We start from the raw sequence: 17,397 nt of genomic DNA, 5'->3' as shown, positions 1-17,397 counted from the left end.
CGGGTCGCCCCGGCCTGTCCCTTAGATTTCTTTCAACCGATCGAGTGCGGCGTTCAGCGTCGCCTCTTCCTCTTCGCGGGCAGCAAGGTTCGCCTTCGTCTCGGCCAAAACCTCGGGTGGCGCGTTTTCCGCGAATTTCGGGTTCTTCAGACGCCCGCGCAGCCCGCCCAATTCCTTGGCCAGCTTACCCAGAGACTTCTCAAGCCGCGCGATTTCCTCGTCTACGTCGATGATCTCGGCCAGTGGCAGCGCGAAGATACCCCCCGCAACAGCGACCGTGATGCAGCCTTTCGGCAGCTCGGCCATTTCCGTGATCGAGTCGACACGCGCCATGCGCATCACCAGCGCTTGGTTGTTTTCCAAGGCGGTGCGACCAGCTGCGTCGAGTTCCTGCTGAATCACTGGGATTTTCAGACCGGCGGGGACGTGCATCTGCGAACGCGCCGAGCGGATGTTTTCGATCAACGAAATCACCCAGTTCATCTCGCGCGCGGCGTCTTCGTCCAACAGCTCGTCGCCATATTCCGGCCAATCCGCGTGGATCAGCATCTTCGGACGCTCGGCAATCTGGCCCCACAGCTCTTCGGTCACGAAAGGCATGATCGGGTGCAGCATGATCAGACATTGGTCGATGACCCACGCCATGGTCGCGCGGGTTTCGGCCAGAACGGCCTCGTCTTCCGAGTTCAGAAGGGGCTTCGAGAACTCAACATACCAGTCGCAAACCTTGCCCCAGACATAGGCATACAGCCCATGTGCTGCGTCGTTGAAACGATAGGCGTTCAGCGCGGCATCCACATCCTCGCGGATTTTCGCGGTTTCCGAGATGATCCAGCGGTTCACCGTTTGCGTCGGGCTTTTCGGGTCGAAATCCGCGACTGGTTTACAGTCGTTCATTTCCGCAAATCTTGCAGCATTCCAAAGTTTGGTGCCGAAATTCCGGTATCCAGCCACGCGATCCTTGGACATTTTCAACACGCCCCCGATCGAGGCCATGGCGGTGTTGGTGAATCGCAGAGCGTCCGCGCCGTATTCGTCAATGATCTCGAGCGGGTCGATCACGTTGCCCGTGGTCTTGGACATTTTCTTGCCCTTCTCGTCACGGACCAAACCGTGCAGATAGACCGTGTGGAACGGGTTCTTGTGGCAGACGGCTTGGCTCATCATCATCATCCGGGCAACCCAGAAGAACAGGATGTCCTGGCCGGTGATCAGTACGTCACCGGGGAAGAAACGTTCCAGCTCATCCGTGTCCTGAGGCCAGCCCAGTGTGCCGAAGGGCCACAGACCTGATGAGAACCACGTGTCCAGCACGTCGGGATCGCGCCAGACCGGGTAGACCAGCTTGGTCGGATCCTGCGAGGTCTCATAGGTTGCAAGGCTCTCGGCCAACATGTGCATCGCTTCGGCGCGGGTGGCGACTTCGACCACACGGGCGTGGTTGAGCGGCGCGGGCAGCGTGACCAGAACCTCACCAAACTTAGGCGCAACCGCGTCGAAGTCATGGGCGCAGTGGCTGTGCTCGTGACCCGGCAGCAGGTCTTGGTCCAGAAGCAGGCGGCCCATTTCGACCAGATCCAGCGCGCCGTCGTTCTCGTCGTCCTTGAAGCCTTGGCCGGACAGATCAAGGCCGTACCACACCGGCACTTGGTGTCCCCACCACAGCTGGCGCGAGATACACCACGGCTCGATGTTTTCCAGCCAGTGATAGAAGGTCTTCTCGCCGCTTTCCGGCATGATCTTCACGTCGCCATTGCGCACAGCGTCCAGCGCGGGGCCGGCGATCTTCTCGGCATCTACGAACCACTGGTCGGTCAGCATAGGCTCGATCACAACGCCCGAGCGGTCGCCGAAGGGCTGCATGATCGGCTTGTTTTCGACGTAAGGCACGGTGCCGGTGACCTCTTCGCCGTCGACGTCGACGGTTTTGGTGATCATCACGGCCAGACCCTCGGCAGTGATCTGATCGACCACCAGCTTACGGGCCTCGAAACGATCCAGCCCGCGGAACTCATCCGGAACAAGGTTCATCGCGGCGATCTTCGCCTCGTCAAACCCTTCTTCGCCGTTGGCGATGCGCTGGGCGGTCGCGGCTTCGTCTGCGTAGGGCAGGCCGTCGGCCCGCATCGCACCGCGGGTATCCATCAGCGAATACATCGGAATGCCGCCGCGCTTGGCGACCTGATAGTCGTTGAAGTCATGCGCGCCGGTGATCTTCACGGCCCCGGAACCGAAGTTCATATCCGGGTATTCGTCGGTGATGATCGGGATCAGGCGGCGATGCTCTTTCGGACCCACGGGGATTTCGCAAAGCTTGCCGACGATGGGCGCATAGCGTTCGTCATCGGGGTGCACAGCAACGGCGCCGTCGCCCAGCATGGTTTCCGGGCGGGTTGTGGCGATCGAGATATAGTCGCGCTCTTCTTCCAGTACGACGTTCCCGTCCTCGTCCTTCTCGACGTAGGTGTAGGTCGCACCACCGGCCAGCGGGTATTTGAAGTGCCACATGTGGCCGGGGGTCTCGATGTTCTCGACCTCGAGATCCGAAATCGCGGTTTCGAAATGCGGGTCCCAGTTGACCAGACGCTTGCCGCGATAGATCAGGCCCTTGTCGTACATGTCCACGAAGACCTTCAGAACGGCATCGTGGAAATCGGCCGAGTTCTCGTGCCCCACGCGCGGATCACCGGGCGCGCCAGCCATAGTGAAGGCGTTGCGCGACCAGTCGCAGGTCGAGCCCAGACGTTTCAGCTGTTCGATAATGGTCGAGCCGTATTCGCCCTTCCATTCCCAGACCTTATCCAGAAACGCCTCGCGGCCCAGCTCGCGGCGACCGGGTTGTCCCGTTTCGGCCAGCATCTTTTCGACCTGAAGCTGGGTGGCAATACCTGCGTGGTCCTGACCGGGCTGCCACAGCGTGTCGAAGCCGCGCATGCGGTGCCAACGGATCAGGATATCCTGCAGCGTGTTGTTGAACGCATGGCCAAGGTGCAGCGCGCCCGTCACGTTGGGGGGCGGGATCATGATGGTGAAGCTTTCCGCACCGGGTTTCGCATTTGCACCTGCTTTGAAGGCACCAGCCTCTTCCCAGGTTTTATAGATGCGTGCTTCAGCAGCTGCCGCGTCGAAGGTCTTGTCCATGGCCATGGTGGTCGTCCCAAATCTCATAAATCAAAGACCGTTTACCCAAGTGGGGGGCAAAGGGAAACCCCGCCCGCACCTGAGGGGTGAGGGAATAGTAATATTGACGGGAAGAACCGGAAAACTGACGCGACAGAAAAAGGGCTTTGGTAACGGTTGGGTGGGGTTTCGACAAAATGATGCCATATTCAACCGATAGCAGTTCTGCCCACGCGACGGATCAATCTATGCTGTCTGACGGAAACCCGGATCAACAGGCGAATACTTATGAAAAAAGCACTCCTCCTTTTGGCTTTCACACCCACCATGGCTCTTGCACAGGAACGGACTTTCAACTGCGAGGTTCCGAATGGAAAACTGCCTGAAATGGCCGTGACCTTGGTGGCCATTGATGATGGTCACGATGGCTATCTGATGATGGATGGAGAGAAGAAGACGGCCAGTGTATATCCGGGGCTCGACTCGGTTACCTATCTGATGTTCAGCGACGACTACAGCTATACGCTGCATTACAATGTGAACTTGAAAGACGGTCACTTTGACTTCTCGGCTTCAGGTGCCAAATCCGGCTGGGGCCGCGGCACCTGCACCGAGGTTACGGGCTAACGCACGCCCCAACCTTAAAACGAGAAACGCCTGGCAGAAACACCGGGCGTTTTTTGTTTGTGTTGAAGGCGTTAGAAGCTCATCGAATACCCGATAGTGGCTGTCAGGCTGGGCTTTTCGGCGTATGGAGTCTGATGTAGGCCAATCCCAACATCATATGCGCGGCCTTTGCCCAACTGGTGCACATAGCGTGCCTCGGCAAACAGCCGTTGCTCGTGTTCCAGAACCGGGCCCGAGATCGCGAAATTCGTCATCCCCGGAATGTCGCTGGTCCCGGTCACATCGCCCGCGTTGCGCGACAGATCCCACGCCATACCGGCTGACAGAGTTAGGAAGCCGTTGTCGCCAAGCGCCGTGCCGATATTGGCGCCAATGGTCGCTGTGGTTTCCGAGATCTCGTAATCGTCATAGCGGACCGGGAACGCGGCATCCGTAGTTTCCGAATAGCCATCCCGCGTCGACACCGTGCGCGCCAATCGTGCATATGGGGTGATCAACATTTGGCCCTGAACAAAGCCATACCCAATCTCGATCGAGGCGGACCGCGCCCGCATGCTGCTGTCGCCCGTGCCGCGTTCGGTGTTGGCCAGGGCCGTTGTCCGCGTGATCGTCACATCTGCCGCAACTTGCGAGGCCGCAATTTTCCAGTTAAGCCCTTCGGCCCCAACCTGTCCGCCACGCAGATACAGACCAAATGCCGCGAAGTTGCCGTCGATCCCGAAATCGGCCAGATCATCTCGGTCGCTGCCAAAGCCAAGATAGCCGCCAAAGGTAAGATTTTGCCCCACCGGGGTCGAGGCCGACAGCCCACCGATCACCAACTCCTTGCCGTCAGGCGCGTGGCTGGCACCTGCGGCGACGCGTAAGGCAATGGGCGAGCGCCCCTTGCCGCTTGAGGACAAGAACCCGCCTGATGCGCCCCCTGCGACCGGCGCTACCTCTTGACCCAGAACGAATTGCGATTGGGAGGCGAGCATCGTCACACCTGCGGCCTGAGCCGCGGCTGCATTCGACACTTGCGTAAGTGTGTTTACGTGATCCAGCATCGTTCCCGTCGGCGAGGCGCCATTCTCGCGCCAGATAAAGCCGCGCCAGTCGCCGCTGGCGTCAAAGGTGGACCGGCCGACAACAATGCTGCCATCGTCGCTGATCCCGGTCGCTTGCGAATTGCCGCTGTTGTTTGCCGTCAAATCCCCAAGATACAGCCCGTCGCCCGCCGCATCCCAGCGTATCGCCTTGGATTGCTTGGGCGAAATGCCAACCGTGAACCCGGCAACAAAGCTGCCATCACCGCTGACAGCGGTTGCGCGCGATTCCCGAATATCGGCTTCATCCGGCGCGACCAGATGCTGCATTCCCGTGGCTCTGGTCCAGCGGAAGGCACGATTGTCGACGGGAAGTGGGGTGATCGATCGGCCGACAACGGTGTCGCCATCCTTACTGACGGCCAAAGCCTCGCTGAAGCCCAAGGCCCCGCCGATGGTTCCAAGGTCCTCCATTCCGCCGGATGCAGTCCAGCGGAAGGCGTGAAACGCGGAACTTGCGGCAGCCCCACCGACCACGACGTTTCCGTTCCCATTCACCCCATTTGCCCGCGCAAAACCTGCAAGGTCGCTGCGCAAGGTGCCGATATCGGTCACGCTGCCGTTGATCCTGTCCCAAACAAAGGCCCGTTGCGGCAATGCGGCAGAGCTCATCTGACCGACAATGATACGTCCGTCGCCGCTGATCGCGTTGGCGTTGCTGTCGCCGCCAAGCATTGGAGGGGCCGAGACGATTCCCGTGGCTTGGGTCCAGTAAAAGGCCCGCGTGCCGACGCCTGAAAGCTCCATGTCTCCAATGACCACCGCGCCATCTTCGCTGGCGTCATAGGCAATGCTGCGTGGCAAGGTGCCTGACGGATCAAGCGCAATCAGGCCGCCGTTCACAAACATGAAGGCCGTTTCGGTCAAACTGCCTGACGATGCGGTGCCGACCACGACCGTCCCACCGCCGGAAATCCCATGCGCCTCTGCGATCGGGGATGGGACTGTACTGGCAAAGGGGTCAATCTGTTCGATGGTGGATTGCGCCGCGGCCGAGCTTGCGACCGGCAAGGCGCTAAGCACAACAATCATGGACCGCCACAGCTGAAAAGGCTGGCGGGTTGAGGCCAAGGATCTACGACGTGCCATTTGCACCTCCTCGCCCGATGGGAATTGTACTGATCAATATCAGACCAATCGGGATTTCTGGTCGCACACGCGCGGTGTGTAAAATCAAAATATCGCGGCCGAAAAACTGAAAAACCGCACGATGCGAATTGTTAACAATTGGTTAATTTATCCCCCGTTTCTGGGCGATAAAGCAAGAAATTAAGGGCGTTCTACGAGCATTGAATGCAGAAAGACGTAATTATGAGTCAGATATTAACTGATAACATCCGGTTCCGTACGTTTCAGAATGCCCTGAATGCCTGCCACCGCGCTTGTGGCGGCAATGACATCTGACAGTGCCTCTTGCACGTTTCTGCTCAGCGGCTCCGAGGTATTTGCATACTGCTCAAGATAAACCCGCAACGTTGCGCCTTCGGTGCCCGTGCCAGACAGGCGCAGCATGGCGCGTGCGCCACCTTCATAGGTCAGAATGATGCCTTGCCCGGTTGCGACAGAGCCATCAATCGGATCGGTATAGGCGAAGTCCTCGGCGTTTTTGACGGTCATCCCAGCGGCTGTCAGGCCGGGCAGGGCAGTAAGCTTTGATTTCAGCTCGGTCATCAAGTGGTTGGCACTCTCTGTGTCCAACGCCTCGTAATCATGCCGGGAGTAATAATCACGGCCATAGGTCTGCCAGTGATCCATTAGGATATCGGCCACGCTTTCACCGCGTACGGCAAGGATGTTTAGCCACAACAACACGGCCCACAGCCCGTCTTTTTCACGTACGTGATCCGATCCGGTGCCAGCGCTTTCCTCGCCACATAAGGTGGCGCGACCCGCGTCCAGTAAGTTGCTGAAGAACTTCCAACCTGTCGGCGTTTGAAACGCTTCGATCCCCATCTTCTCGGCCACGCGATCCGACGCAGTCGAGGTTGGCATGGACCGCGCAACGCCTGCAATCCCGCGCGCATATCCGGGCGCAAGATGCGCATTTGCCGCCAGAACGGCGAGGCTGTCGGAAGGCGCCACATAGATGTCTTTTCCGACAATCATGTTCCGATCGCCATCTCCGTCCGAAGCTGCGCCAAAATCCGGCGCTTCGGGACCATGCATGTGGTCAAACAGCTCTTTGGCCCACACAGGGTTTGGATCTGGATGGCCCCCGCCGAAGTCCACCAGTGGAACCGCGTTCACGACCGAACCCTTGGTTGCGCCCAGACGACGTTCCAAAATCTCGACGGCATAAGGGCCGGTGACTGCGTGCATCGCGTCAAAACGCAGGGTGAAACCGCCATCGATCATTGTGCGAATGGCGTCGAAATCGAACAGCTCTTCCATCAGGGCGGCATAGTCTTCAACGGGATCGATGATCTCGATTTCCATGCCTGAGAACATATAGCTGCCCAGATCACCCAATGTGGGCAACACCTCGGACAGATCACCGCCGATTTTGTATTCCGAGATCGCTTCCGCACAGGCGACAATCTCGTCAGTGATCGCTTCCGGTGCCGGGCCACCGTTTGCAGTGTTGTATTTCAGCCCGAAATCCCCGTTTGGTCCGCCGGGATTGTGACTGGCTGACAGGATGAAGCCGCCATCAGCGCCGCGTTTGCGGATCAGGTGGCTGACCGCCGGGGTCGACAGGATGCCGTTTTGTCCAAGGATGATTTTCGCCACGCCGTTGGCAGCGGCCATCCGCAGGATGGTTACGATGGCCTCGCCGTTAAAGAAGCGCCCGTCGCCACCCAAGACGAAGGTCTTTCCTGCCGGTTCAATCGCGTTGAAAATGGCCTGTGTATAGGTTTCCAGGTATCCGGGTTCCGAAAATACCGCGACTTTCTTGCGCAGCCCGGATGTCCCCGGTTTCTGCCCGTCAATCGGCGCAGTTTTAAAGGTCTGAAAGTCTTTAAAAGTCACGGTCTTTGTCCTTGAAAGGTATTAACTATATCGTGACAGTCTTAGCCCAATCGGTCGATCCGCGTCGAGAGGTGGATCAGACTTTCCGAACTGTTCACCCCGTCAATTTCTCCGATGGCGTCCAGCACTTCGTCCAGCGAAGCCGTCGAAGGTGCAGCCAGTTGCAGCACCATGTCCCAACGACCCGAAGCCGTGTGGGCAGCTTCGACTTGGGTCAGGGTTTTCAGGCGCGCTAGAACCGCCGGGGTTGATCGCGGCTCGATCGAAATCAAAACTGTTGCGCGGATGCGGTCCCCGCGCGCTGCGTCGCCCAGCCGAAGCGCATATCCAGCGATAATGCCTTTCTCTTCAAGGCGTTCGATCCGTGCCTGCACGGTCGAACGCGCCAGCCCTAAGCGTCGTGCCAATGTGGCGACGGGCAGCCGGGCGTTGCTTTCCAACTGGGCCAAAAGTTCGCGGTCGGTGTCGTCCATTTGTGCGGTCATTCCTTCATTTTGACGGTATTTAAGCGTCATTTCGTCCGGAGTGCCACTGGAAATCGACGGCGCGGCTTGTGATTCTATGGTTAGCGTCAACAGGATCCCGGAAAAAGACCATGAGCAGACAACCCTCGATTTGGCTGACACCACTGTCCCACCTCAAGACCGAGCGCCCTATGCAGCCGGTCATGTACTTCGCCCCAGCGGTGTTGCAGGCAACTGCGCGCCGCTTCATTGCGGGGTTTGATGGGTTGGTAACCTATGCGGTCAAAGCCAATGACACGCCTATGGTGTTAGAGAACCTTGTGACGGCTGGTTTGCAGGCCTTTGACGTGGCCAGTCCGGCCGAGATGTTGGCGCTGCGCGCAGTGTCTCGCGATGTCGAGATGCATTATAACAACCCGGTGCGATCCCGCGCCGAGATCGCTCAGGCTGTGGCGCTGAATGTACAATCCTATTCCGTGGACAGTGCGCGTGAACTGGACAAATTGATCGCACAGGTGCCGCCGGAAGGCGTTGAAATATCGGTGCGTTTGGCGCTCCCGGTGGAAGGGGCGGCGTATAACTTCGGTGCGAAGTTCGGTGCTGATCCCGATCAGGCGGTCGCTCTTTTGCAAAAAGCAAAGTCCGCAGGGTTCATCCCGTCCATGACATTTCATCCGGGCACTCAATGCGCGGACCCATCGGCCTGGGTGGCTTACATATCGCAATGTGCTGACGTAGCGAAACACGCCGGCATTCGATTGCATCGCTTGAACGTGGGTGGAGGGTTCGCCGCCAACCGGGGCGTGGCACCGGATCTGGAAGCGATCTTTCACGCGATCCACGCAGCTGTCGTAATCGAGTTTGGCGATGACTCTCCTGAGTTGGTCTGCGAGCCGGGCCGCGCCATGGTGGCCGAGGCATTCAGCCTTGCCACTTGTGTTAAAGCCATCCGCGAAGACGGAGCCGTATATTTGAATGACGGGATCTATGGCGCATTGTCGGAAGCGCCGTCTATTGGCGTGCCAGATCGGTTGAAAACTGTTCGTGCCGATGGAGCCCTACACACAGGCGCGCTGGAAAAACGTATCGTTTTCGGGCCGACCTGCGATTCCATCGACCAATTGCCGGACCCATTGTCGCTTCCCGACGATCTGGAGGAGGAAGACTATCTTCTGCTGGCTGGAATGGGGGCGTATAGCCTTGCGACCGTTACGCGGTTCAACGGCTATGGTGCGATTGAAACTGTGACGGTGCAGTCGTTGGCGCTTTAGGCAACCTTCATGATGATACAGGTGGTCGAGCCGGTGGCATAAATCTTGTCATCCTCGACGCCCCGGATTTCGCCATTCGAAACACCTGTCGAACGCCCCGCGTGTTGAACCTGTGCCGTCGCTTCGATCAACATACCGCGTGGGATGGGGCGCAGGATATTCACCTTGTATTCTAGGGTGGTATAAACGGATCCTTTAGGTACGCGTGTCATCACCGCGCAGGCCATAGCACTGTCCAAAAGTGTGCCGTACCAGCCACCGTGGACGGTGCCCATCGGGTTGCAATGCTCGAACGCCGGAGTGCCGTGGAACGTGACTTTCCCATCTTCGACCGCATGCAAATGATAGTTCAGCGTCGCCCCGATAGGGGGAGCTGGCATGGTGCCGTTCAAGATGCCCTGCATGAACTCCAACCCCGACATGGATGTGGTGTCGTCGAGCGTTGGTAATTGGTCAAACGAGGATGCATTCAGCATGAAAAAGCCTTTCCGAAGGGGTCTTCAAAAAGGCTAGATCGTGATCTTATACGCGCAAGTCTTACGCTGGGTCACAGTGTTCGTGACGTTGTGCGTCCCGTGTCAGGCCACGTTTGCCAGGTTGATCTGCGGTGTGACCCCTAGGGCATGCGCAACGTCGCGGGTCAGGCCGGGCTTGTTCAGCGTGTAGAAATGCAGATCTTCAACGCCGCCTTCAATCAGATCCGTGCACAGCTCGGTGCAGATCGCCGTGGCCAGAAGATCTGTGCGGTTGTCGCGCTCGGCTTTCTGGAAGGCATCATCAAGCCAAGTTGGTACGGATGCGCCGCAGCGTTCGGCAAACTTGCGTACACCCTTCCAGTTTTCGATGGGCAGGATGCCCGGAATGATCGGTACGTCGATCCCGGCCTTCTCGCATTTGTCGCGGAAGCGGAAGAACGTGTCAGCTTCAAAAAAGAACTGCGTGATGGCCGAGTTGGCGCCCGCATCAACCTTACGCTTCAGCCATGCGACGTCGGCATCCAGATCAGATGCTTCCGGGTGCGGGTCCGGATAGGCGCCCACGCGGATGTGAAAATCACCAGTGTCTGCAAGACCTTCGATCAGCTCAACAGAGTTCTCGAACCCATCTGCGCGCGGTGCGAAACGGTCAGTTCCTTTCGGAGCGTCGCCGCGCAGGGCGACGATTTCTGTCACGCCGACCTCGGCATAGCTTTTCGCAATGGCCAGAGTTTCTTCACGGCTGGCGTCGACGCAAGTCAGGTGGGCCGCGACGTTCAGGCCATAATGCTTGTGGATCGTCCCGACGGCGTCGTGGGTCAGTTCACGGGTGGTGCCACCAGCGCCGTAAGTCACCGAGACAAAGTTTGGATCCAGTGGGGCCAGCTGGCGCACGGTCTCCCACAGCCGGAACGACGCGTCCAGCGATTGGGGGGGGAAGAACTCGAACGAGATATTAGGCGTGATCATGGCATCCTCGGCGTCAGTTTGGCGAAGTTGTCCCCTTGTGCCTCAAGAATGATTGTGAGACAAATTCATAATACTCAAAAAGAACATGAGGTTCATGCATGTATATCGAATTCCGGCATCTGCGCACTGTGCGGGCTATTCATCATGCGGGGTCACTTGCGCGGGCGGCAGACATTCTGCACATCACACAATCTGCGCTGAGCCATCAGATCAAGGGGCTGGAAGAGCAGGTGGGGATGGAGCTGTTTCACCGCAGGACCAAGCCCATGCGTCTTAGCCCAGCCGGGATGAAGCTGCTTCGGCTGGCCGAACAGGTGTTGCCTGAAATTGACCGGCTGGAAGAAGAGTTTCGTGCATTGAAGTCCGGCCGATCCGGTCGGCTGCACATTGCGATCGAATGCCATGCCTGTTTTGACTGGTTGTTTCCCGTGCTGGATAAACTGCGCCATGCTTGGCCGGATGTGGATCTGGACATCCGCCAACGTCTTGCATTTGACGCACTCGAAGCCTTGCGACGTGAAGAAGTCGACTTTGTCATTTCGTCAGATCCGGTCGATATGCCGGGCATCACCTTCTCGCCGCTCTTTGCCTATGAGCCGCGATTTGTAGCACCCGCGGGGCACCCTCTGGCCAGCGAGGACTTTGTCGTCGCTGAGGATTTCGAAAAGGAATTTCTGCTGACCTATCCGGTGGAACGTTCAAAAATTGATGTTTTCACAGCGCTTTTGACACCGGAACGGATCGAGCCGCGTGGAATCCGACAAGTCGAAATGACCGAAGTGATGCTGATGTTGGTCGCCGCAGGGCGCGGTGTTGCGGTGTTGCCGGACTGGGTTTTGGGGGATGTGAAGCGCAACCCGGATTTCATCACCAGACCTCTGACCGAAGGCGGCCTGCGCAAGCAAATGTATGCCGCAACACGGGACGAAGACACGATGGTTCCGTTCATGGCGCATATGATCCGCTTGTGTCGGTCTGAGCCGGTAAAACTTCAACGCAACTGACGTCCTTTCAGGCTTGGCAAACAAGGCTTACGGGCGTATACGCGCCGTTTGAAACCTCAGGAGTCCTTTCGATGCAAGGCAGTGCAAATCTGAACGTGATGATCAAAGCGGCCCGCATGGCTGGTCGCAGCCTTGTGAAAGACTTTCGCGAGGTCGAGAACCTACAGGTCTCGATGAAGGGTGCCGGTGACTTTGTGTCGAAGGCCGATATTTCTGCCGAGAAGATTATTCGCGATGAGCTGATGGAAGCGCGCCCCAACTATGGCTGGTTGGCCGAAGAGGGTGGAGCCGCTGAAGGCAAAGATCCGACCCGCCGCTGGATCGTCGATCCGCTGGATGGCACCACGAACTTCCTGCACGGTCTGCCCCATTGGGCGATTTCGATTGCGCTTGAGCACAAGGGCGAGATCGTCGCCGGAGTGGTCTATGATGCCGCCAAAGATGAAATGTTCTACGCCGAAAAAGGCGAGGGCGCATGGCTGAACCAAAGCCGTCTGCGTGTGTCGGGACGTTCGCGTTTGATCGAATGCATTTTCGCAACCGGACTTCCCTTCGGTGGCCGTTCTGATTTGCCAGAAACGCTTCAGGATCTGGCCCGCATTCTACCGTCCTGCGCTGGCGTGCGCCGGTTCGGCTCGGCCGCTCTGGATTTGGCCTATGTCGCCGCTGGTCGCTATGATGGCTACTGGGAGCGGAACTTGAATGCGTGGGATATTGCTGCGGGCCTTCTGATCGTAAAGGAAGCTGGCGGCTTGGTTGGCCCAGTTGAAGGCGAGTCGATTCTGGACAGCGGTAGCATTGTTGCCGGAAACGAGCCAATCTTCGAAAAATTCAACGGTTTGGTGCAAAACAGCTAATACGGGCAGGATCCGGGCTGAAAAAGACCGCGACCTGACATATTTGTGCCGCAAACGTAGCCAATAGATAGTTGCATGGTTATTTTGTCACATATTACCCGTTGCCAATCGCGCTTTGCACGCGATGAGGATGGCGCCGTTACCGTCGATTGGGTGGTGTTGACCGCTGCAATCCTGATGATCGGCATGTTTGCTTCGTTTGTAGCCACTTCAAATCTTCCCGGCCTTGCCAACAAAGTCAGTGAAGTCGTTTCCGAAAGGCCGATCGGCCTTAACTAACGGCGGCGGTTCTCAGAACACCATACTTAACTAGCGTTTGCGTCGCCCGGTCCGGGGAACACTGGTCCGGGTGAGTTTGTATTTCGCCTCGGGGTGGTCGGGGTGTCCATCTGTACGATCCCAGAACCGTTGCGCCCCCAGACGCATCCAGAGGGGAGCAATCAGCGCGAAGCCTGCGATAAAGCCGCCTGCATGAGCCCAATGTGCCACGCCTCCGCCTTCTACCCCGAAAGATGCAACGCCATTAAACAGTTGCAGCCCGAACCAAACCAATAGGGCAGCCCAAGCCGGGATCGGGATGATCTTGAAAATGATCACGATGATGAACAGCACATCGACCTTTGCTTTGGGAAACAGAAGCAGATAGCCCCCCATAACTCCAGCGATTGCACCCGAGGCGCCGATCATCGGAACCGGGCTTCCGGGGTCTGTGGCATACTGCAGAAGCGCTGCAGCAATTCCGGTGGCCAGATAGAACAGCAGGAACCGGACATGGCCTAGCATATCTTCCAGATTGTCGCCGAAGATCCAAAGAAACAGCATATTTCCAGCGAAATGCATGAAGCCGCCATGCAAGAACATCGAGGTGACGAGCGTCTCCAGATCCACACCTTGCGACAAGCGTTGCGGGATCATGCCGTAATCCACAAACACCTGCGACGCTGCCGTACTTCCATAGAGCGGCCACATATAGAGAAAGACCAGCGCGTTTACTGCCAACAGCGCATAGGTGACAAAGGGGCGGCGTTCTGACGGGTTGTGATCGCGAAGGGGGAACATGGGCTGACTTGACCCGATGTGTGTCACCGGGTCAAGTCATAGGCCTATCAGGCTTTGGTTTGCGCCAGCATAAGAAGTTCGGCATTGCCGCCTGATGCCGTTGTATCAACGCAGAGATGACGTTCGTGGGTCACTGTTTCCGCCGTTGGTGCGCCAGTGATCAGGGGCAGGATGGCCCCCGTACGCTTGGCCAGTGCGGTGACGATCTGTCGGGCGACCGCATCCGCGCCCCAGAAGATCACGCCGCTGATTCCGTCGATCCCTTCAATCGTGTCAGGTTTCAGGTTGGGGGCCAATACAGCTGTACCGCCGAGTGCTTCGATCGCGGTTTTCTGTGCCTGCGCCGCCGCCTTTCCTGGCCCCATGCAAAGGAATGGCTCGCGTGGGTGAACGGACAGTTGGTTCAGCTCTCCGGTTGGGCCGGGCAGGCGGGACGATGATAGGGGCGCATGGCTTTTAGCTTTTGCAATCAACCCAGTCAGCACCTCCACGCTGGGCACGGCACCGCCGTTATCTTCGTAGTGCTCGGCTTGCGCAGGCTGACAGAACCGATCCATGTACATGGGACCTCCTGCCTTGGGGCCGGTACCAGACAGACCTTCGCCGCCGAAAGGCTGTGATCCTACGATGGCGCCGATTTGGTTGCGGTTCACATATGCGTTGCCCACATGCATTCGGTCACAAACATGCTGTACCCGGTCGTCAATACGGGTGTGCAACCCGAAGGTCAGGCCATATCCGGTCGCGTTGATCGCGTCGATCACCTGATCCAATTCATTTGCCTTGAAGGTGGCGAGGTGTAGGACTGGGCCGAAGATCTCGCGTTTCATGTCCTCGATCCCATTCACACGGATCAGGGTCGGGGCGACGAAATATCCCCCGTCCGGCGCGGTCAGCTCGTGTGCGATACGACCCTCGGCGCGCGCGGCGTCTACATAGGTCTTGATGCCCTGATAGGCCTCGTCATCAATTACCGGGCCAAGATCTGTGTGCAGATGCCACGGGTCATCCTGCTTCAACTCATTCATCGCGCCGACCAGCATTTCAGTCATGGCCTCGGCCACGTCTTCTTGCACATAGAGGCAGCGCAGAGCCGAGCATCGCTGGCCCGCTGACTGGAAGCTTGATGCTACGATGTCGCGCACCGCTTGCTCGGGCAGGGCGGTACTGTCCACGATCATCGCATTCAAGCCGCCGGTTTCCGCGATCAGAGGGGCCGACGGCGCCATGTTTGCGGCCATTGCACGGCGGATGATCTGGGCTGTCTCAGTCGAGCCGGTGAAGGCCACGCCGCCGACACGTGCATCAGAAGTCAAAGCGGCGCCGACGGTCACGCCGTCACCCGGCAGAAGTTGCAGAACATTACGCGGAACGCCTGCGTCATGTAGCAGTTGCACGGCGGCGTGGGCGATCAATCCGGTCTGTTCGGCGGGTTTCGCCAGCACGCCATTGCCTACGGCCAAAGCCCCAGCAATCTGGCCGGTGAAGATGGCCAGCGGGAAGTTCCACGGCGAAACGCAGGTGAACACCCCCACGGGCGCGCGGGTGTGATCATCTACACGGCTGGCGTAATAGCGCAGAAAATCAACGGCTTCGCGTAGTTCCCCCATGCAGTCCAGCCAGATTTTCCCTGCCTCGCGCGACAATAGCGCGAAGAAGAGACCAAGATTTTCCTCATAGAGGTCTGCGGCCCGGTTCAACACCTTGGCGCGTTCCACGGCGCTGGCATCCCACGCCTTGGCGGCGGTCAACGCGGCTTCCACGTCCTCGGCGCTGGCCCATGTGATCTGGCCAATTGGCGCGTGGGTCGAGGGGTTCATAACCGTCACAACCGGTCCGCCCGCGGGCTTGCCGGCGATCAACGGCGCGCCCGAGAAATCTGTCTCGGCAAACGCCCCGCGCGCAGTTTCGATCTGGTCCAGATGCGGGTCATAGGTCAGGTCCAGCCCCATCGAGTTCTTGCGTGCCCCGAAGATCTCGGGTCCGGTGGGGACGTGCGGGGCTTCGATGGCGAGGGCATCGAAGGGGCAGGCGGCGACTTCTTCGGGCGTGACGCTTTCGTCGACGATCTGGTTTACGAAAGAACTGTTGGCGCCGTTTTCCAACAGGCGGCGCACCAGATAGGCCAGCAAGTCGCGATGTGCGCCCACCGGGGCATAGATGCGGCAGCGGGTGTCGTTTGCGTCCATGATGATCTGGTGCAGACGTTCGCCCATGCCATGCAGGCGCTGGAACTCGTAAGCCTGCGCGTCGATGCCCGAGCTCTGCGCGATGTCCAGAATAGCCGCTGCGGTGTGGGCGTTGTGGGTGGCGAATTGCGGATAGATACGGTCGGTCAGGCCAAGCAGTTTCTTCGCGTTGGCGATATAGCTGACGTCAGTGGCGACTTTGCGGGTGAAGACGGGGAAGCCTTCCAGCCCCTCGACCTGCGCGCGCTTGATTTCACTGTCCCAATAAGCGCCTTTCACCAGACGCACCATGATCTTGCGGTCCAGACGCTCGGCGGTCTGATGCAGCCAGTCGATGACGGCTCCGGCGCGGTGGCCATAAGCCTGCACGACAACGCCAAATCCATCCCAACCGGCCAGTGCCGGGTCTTCCAGCACCTTTTCGATCACGTCCAGAGAGATTTGCAGACGGTCTGCTTCCTCGGCGTCGATGTTGAAGCCCATGCCCGCTGATTTCGCCAGCTGCGCAAGGGCCGAGACGCGGGGGACCAGCGTTTCCATCACACGCTTGTGCTGGGCGCGTTCATAGCGTGCAAAAAGCGCGGAGAGTTTGACCGAGATGCCGGGGTTCGACCGGATGTCATTGGACGTACAGGCGCCCGCAATCTCGGAAATCGCCTTGGCATAGGCCATCTGATAGCGACGCGCATCGCTGTCGGTCAGGGCCGCTTCGCCCAGCATGTCGTAGGAATAGGTGAATCCTTTTTCTTCCATCTTGGAACCACGCTTCATCGCGGCCCCGATGGTTTCGCCCAGCACAAACTGGCTGCCCATTTCCTTCATGGCGCGGCCGACGGCGGTGCGGATGACGGGTTCGCCCAGACGTTTCACGGCACCGCGTAGCGCGCCGGCGATGCCCGGCTCGCGGTCCTCAAGAACCTTGCCGGTCAACAGCAGTGCCCAGGTCGAAGCGTTTACAAGCGACGAGGACGAGCGCCCAAGGTGTTTGCCCCAGTCAGACGGCGCGATCTTGTCTTCGATCAGAGCATCAATGGTTTCCGCATCTGGTACGCGCAACAGGGCTTCGGCCAAACACATCAGTGCGATGCCTTCGTCGGTGGACAGACCGTACTCGGCTAGGAAGACCTCCATCAATCCGGGGTCCGAGCTTTCACGGATGCCGCGCACCAGCTTTGCTCCGCTGGCCGCAATCCGCGCACGATCCGCGTCAGACAGGTTGGCCGCATCCACAAGGCTGGCGATATGGCGCTCTTCATCCGTATAGGCGAGGTCATCAATCATTGTGCGCAGATCGGTGGTCATGCGG

The 17,397-nt window shown here is 58.6% G+C and carries 13 protein-coding genes; 5 read left to right on the top strand and 8 right to left on the bottom strand.

Annotated features, from left to right (window positions below):
• Positions 1–21: 21 nt before the first annotated feature.
• The gene (locus ACP15F_RS09625) at positions 22–3,147 is read right to left on the bottom strand and encodes a valine--tRNA ligase (RefSeq protein ID WP_424940966.1); all 3,126 of its coding nucleotides are present in this window, start codon (positions 3,145–3,147) and stop codon (positions 22–24) included.
• A 261-nt stretch (positions 3,148–3,408) separates the two neighbouring features.
• Between ACP15F_RS09625 and ACP15F_RS09620 the strand changes: the two genes are divergently transcribed.
• Complete coding sequence (locus ACP15F_RS09620; protein WP_424940588.1) at positions 3,409–3,747, top strand: hypothetical protein; 339 nt, start codon at positions 3,409–3,411, stop codon at positions 3,745–3,747.
• Between the two features lie 71 nt (positions 3,748–3,818).
• On the opposite strand, the gene ACP15F_RS09615 is transcribed toward ACP15F_RS09620, so the two are convergent.
• The 3 genes from ACP15F_RS09615 to ACP15F_RS09605 form a co-directional block, all read right to left on the bottom strand.
• Positions 3,819–5,921: an autotransporter domain-containing protein gene (locus ACP15F_RS09615; RefSeq protein WP_424940587.1), complete on the bottom strand. Its 2,103-nt coding sequence runs from the start codon at positions 5,919–5,921 to the stop codon at positions 3,819–3,821.
• A 234-nt stretch (positions 5,922–6,155) separates the two neighbouring features.
• Complete coding sequence (locus ACP15F_RS09610) at positions 6,156–7,802, bottom strand: alpha-D-glucose phosphate-specific phosphoglucomutase (protein ID WP_424940586.1); 1,647 nt, start codon at positions 7,800–7,802, stop codon at positions 6,156–6,158.
• A gap of 41 nt (positions 7,803–7,843) precedes the next feature.
• Entirely contained in the window at positions 7,844–8,275 is a 432-nt protein-coding gene (locus ACP15F_RS09605) for an Lrp/AsnC family transcriptional regulator (RefSeq protein WP_424940585.1), read from the bottom strand.
• A gap of 122 nt (positions 8,276–8,397) precedes the next feature.
• Here ACP15F_RS09605 and ACP15F_RS09600 point away from each other — a divergent pair, with 122 nt between their 5' ends.
• Positions 8,398–9,537 (top strand): type III PLP-dependent enzyme, encoded by a 1,140-nt coding sequence (locus tag ACP15F_RS09600; RefSeq protein WP_424940584.1) that lies wholly within the window; start codon positions 8,398–8,400, stop codon positions 9,535–9,537.
• Here the strand turns inward: ACP15F_RS09600 and ACP15F_RS09595 are convergent.
• Positions 9,534–10,013 carry a PaaI family thioesterase gene (locus ACP15F_RS09595; protein WP_424940583.1) on the bottom strand — a complete coding sequence of 160 codons (480 nt, stop codon included), beginning with the start codon at positions 10,011–10,013 and terminating at the stop codon, positions 9,534–9,536. The genes ACP15F_RS09600 and ACP15F_RS09595 overlap by 4 nt on opposite strands.
• A gap of 102 nt (positions 10,014–10,115) precedes the next feature.
• Complete coding sequence (gene metF / locus ACP15F_RS09590; protein WP_424940582.1) at positions 10,116–10,982, bottom strand: methylenetetrahydrofolate reductase [NAD(P)H]; 867 nt, start codon at positions 10,980–10,982, stop codon at positions 10,116–10,118.
• Positions 10,983–11,080: 98 nt separating this feature from the next.
• On the opposite strand from metF, the gene ACP15F_RS09585 reads away from it, so the two are divergent.
• The 3 genes from ACP15F_RS09585 to ACP15F_RS09575 all read left to right on the top strand — a co-directional run bounded on the left by ACP15F_RS09585 (position 11,081) and on the right by ACP15F_RS09575 (position 13,122).
• Positions 11,081–11,986 (top strand): LysR substrate-binding domain-containing protein, encoded by a 906-nt coding sequence (locus ACP15F_RS09585; protein ID WP_424940581.1) that lies wholly within the window; start codon positions 11,081–11,083, stop codon positions 11,984–11,986.
• 71 nt (positions 11,987–12,057) lie between these two features.
• The gene (locus ACP15F_RS09580; protein WP_424940580.1) at positions 12,058–12,843 is read left to right on the top strand and encodes an inositol monophosphatase family protein; all 786 of its coding nucleotides are present in this window, start codon (positions 12,058–12,060) and stop codon (positions 12,841–12,843) included.
• Positions 12,844–12,918: 75 nt separating this feature from the next.
• Positions 12,919–13,122 (top strand): hypothetical protein, encoded by a 204-nt coding sequence (locus tag ACP15F_RS09575; RefSeq protein ID WP_424940579.1) that lies wholly within the window; start codon positions 12,919–12,921, stop codon positions 13,120–13,122.
• 30 nt (positions 13,123–13,152) lie between these two features.
• On the opposite strand, the gene ACP15F_RS09570 is transcribed toward ACP15F_RS09575, so the two are convergent.
• Positions 13,153–13,902 carry a rhomboid family intramembrane serine protease gene (locus ACP15F_RS09570; RefSeq protein ID WP_424940578.1) on the bottom strand — a complete coding sequence of 250 codons (750 nt, stop codon included), beginning with the start codon at positions 13,900–13,902 and terminating at the stop codon, positions 13,153–13,155.
• A gap of 47 nt (positions 13,903–13,949) precedes the next feature.
• Entirely contained in the window at positions 13,950–17,393 is a 3,444-nt protein-coding gene (gene putA / locus ACP15F_RS09565) for a bifunctional proline dehydrogenase/L-glutamate gamma-semialdehyde dehydrogenase PutA (RefSeq protein WP_424940577.1), read from the bottom strand.
• Positions 17,394–17,397 lie beyond the last annotated feature (4 nt).

The sequence above is a fragment of the Aliiroseovarius sp. S253 genome, assembly GCF_049800855.1.
Lineage (GTDB): Bacteria > Pseudomonadota > Alphaproteobacteria > Rhodobacterales > Rhodobacteraceae > Aliiroseovarius.
The sequence above is the reverse complement of the archived record's forward strand: the minus strand, read 5'-3'. Positions and strand labels throughout refer to the sequence as shown.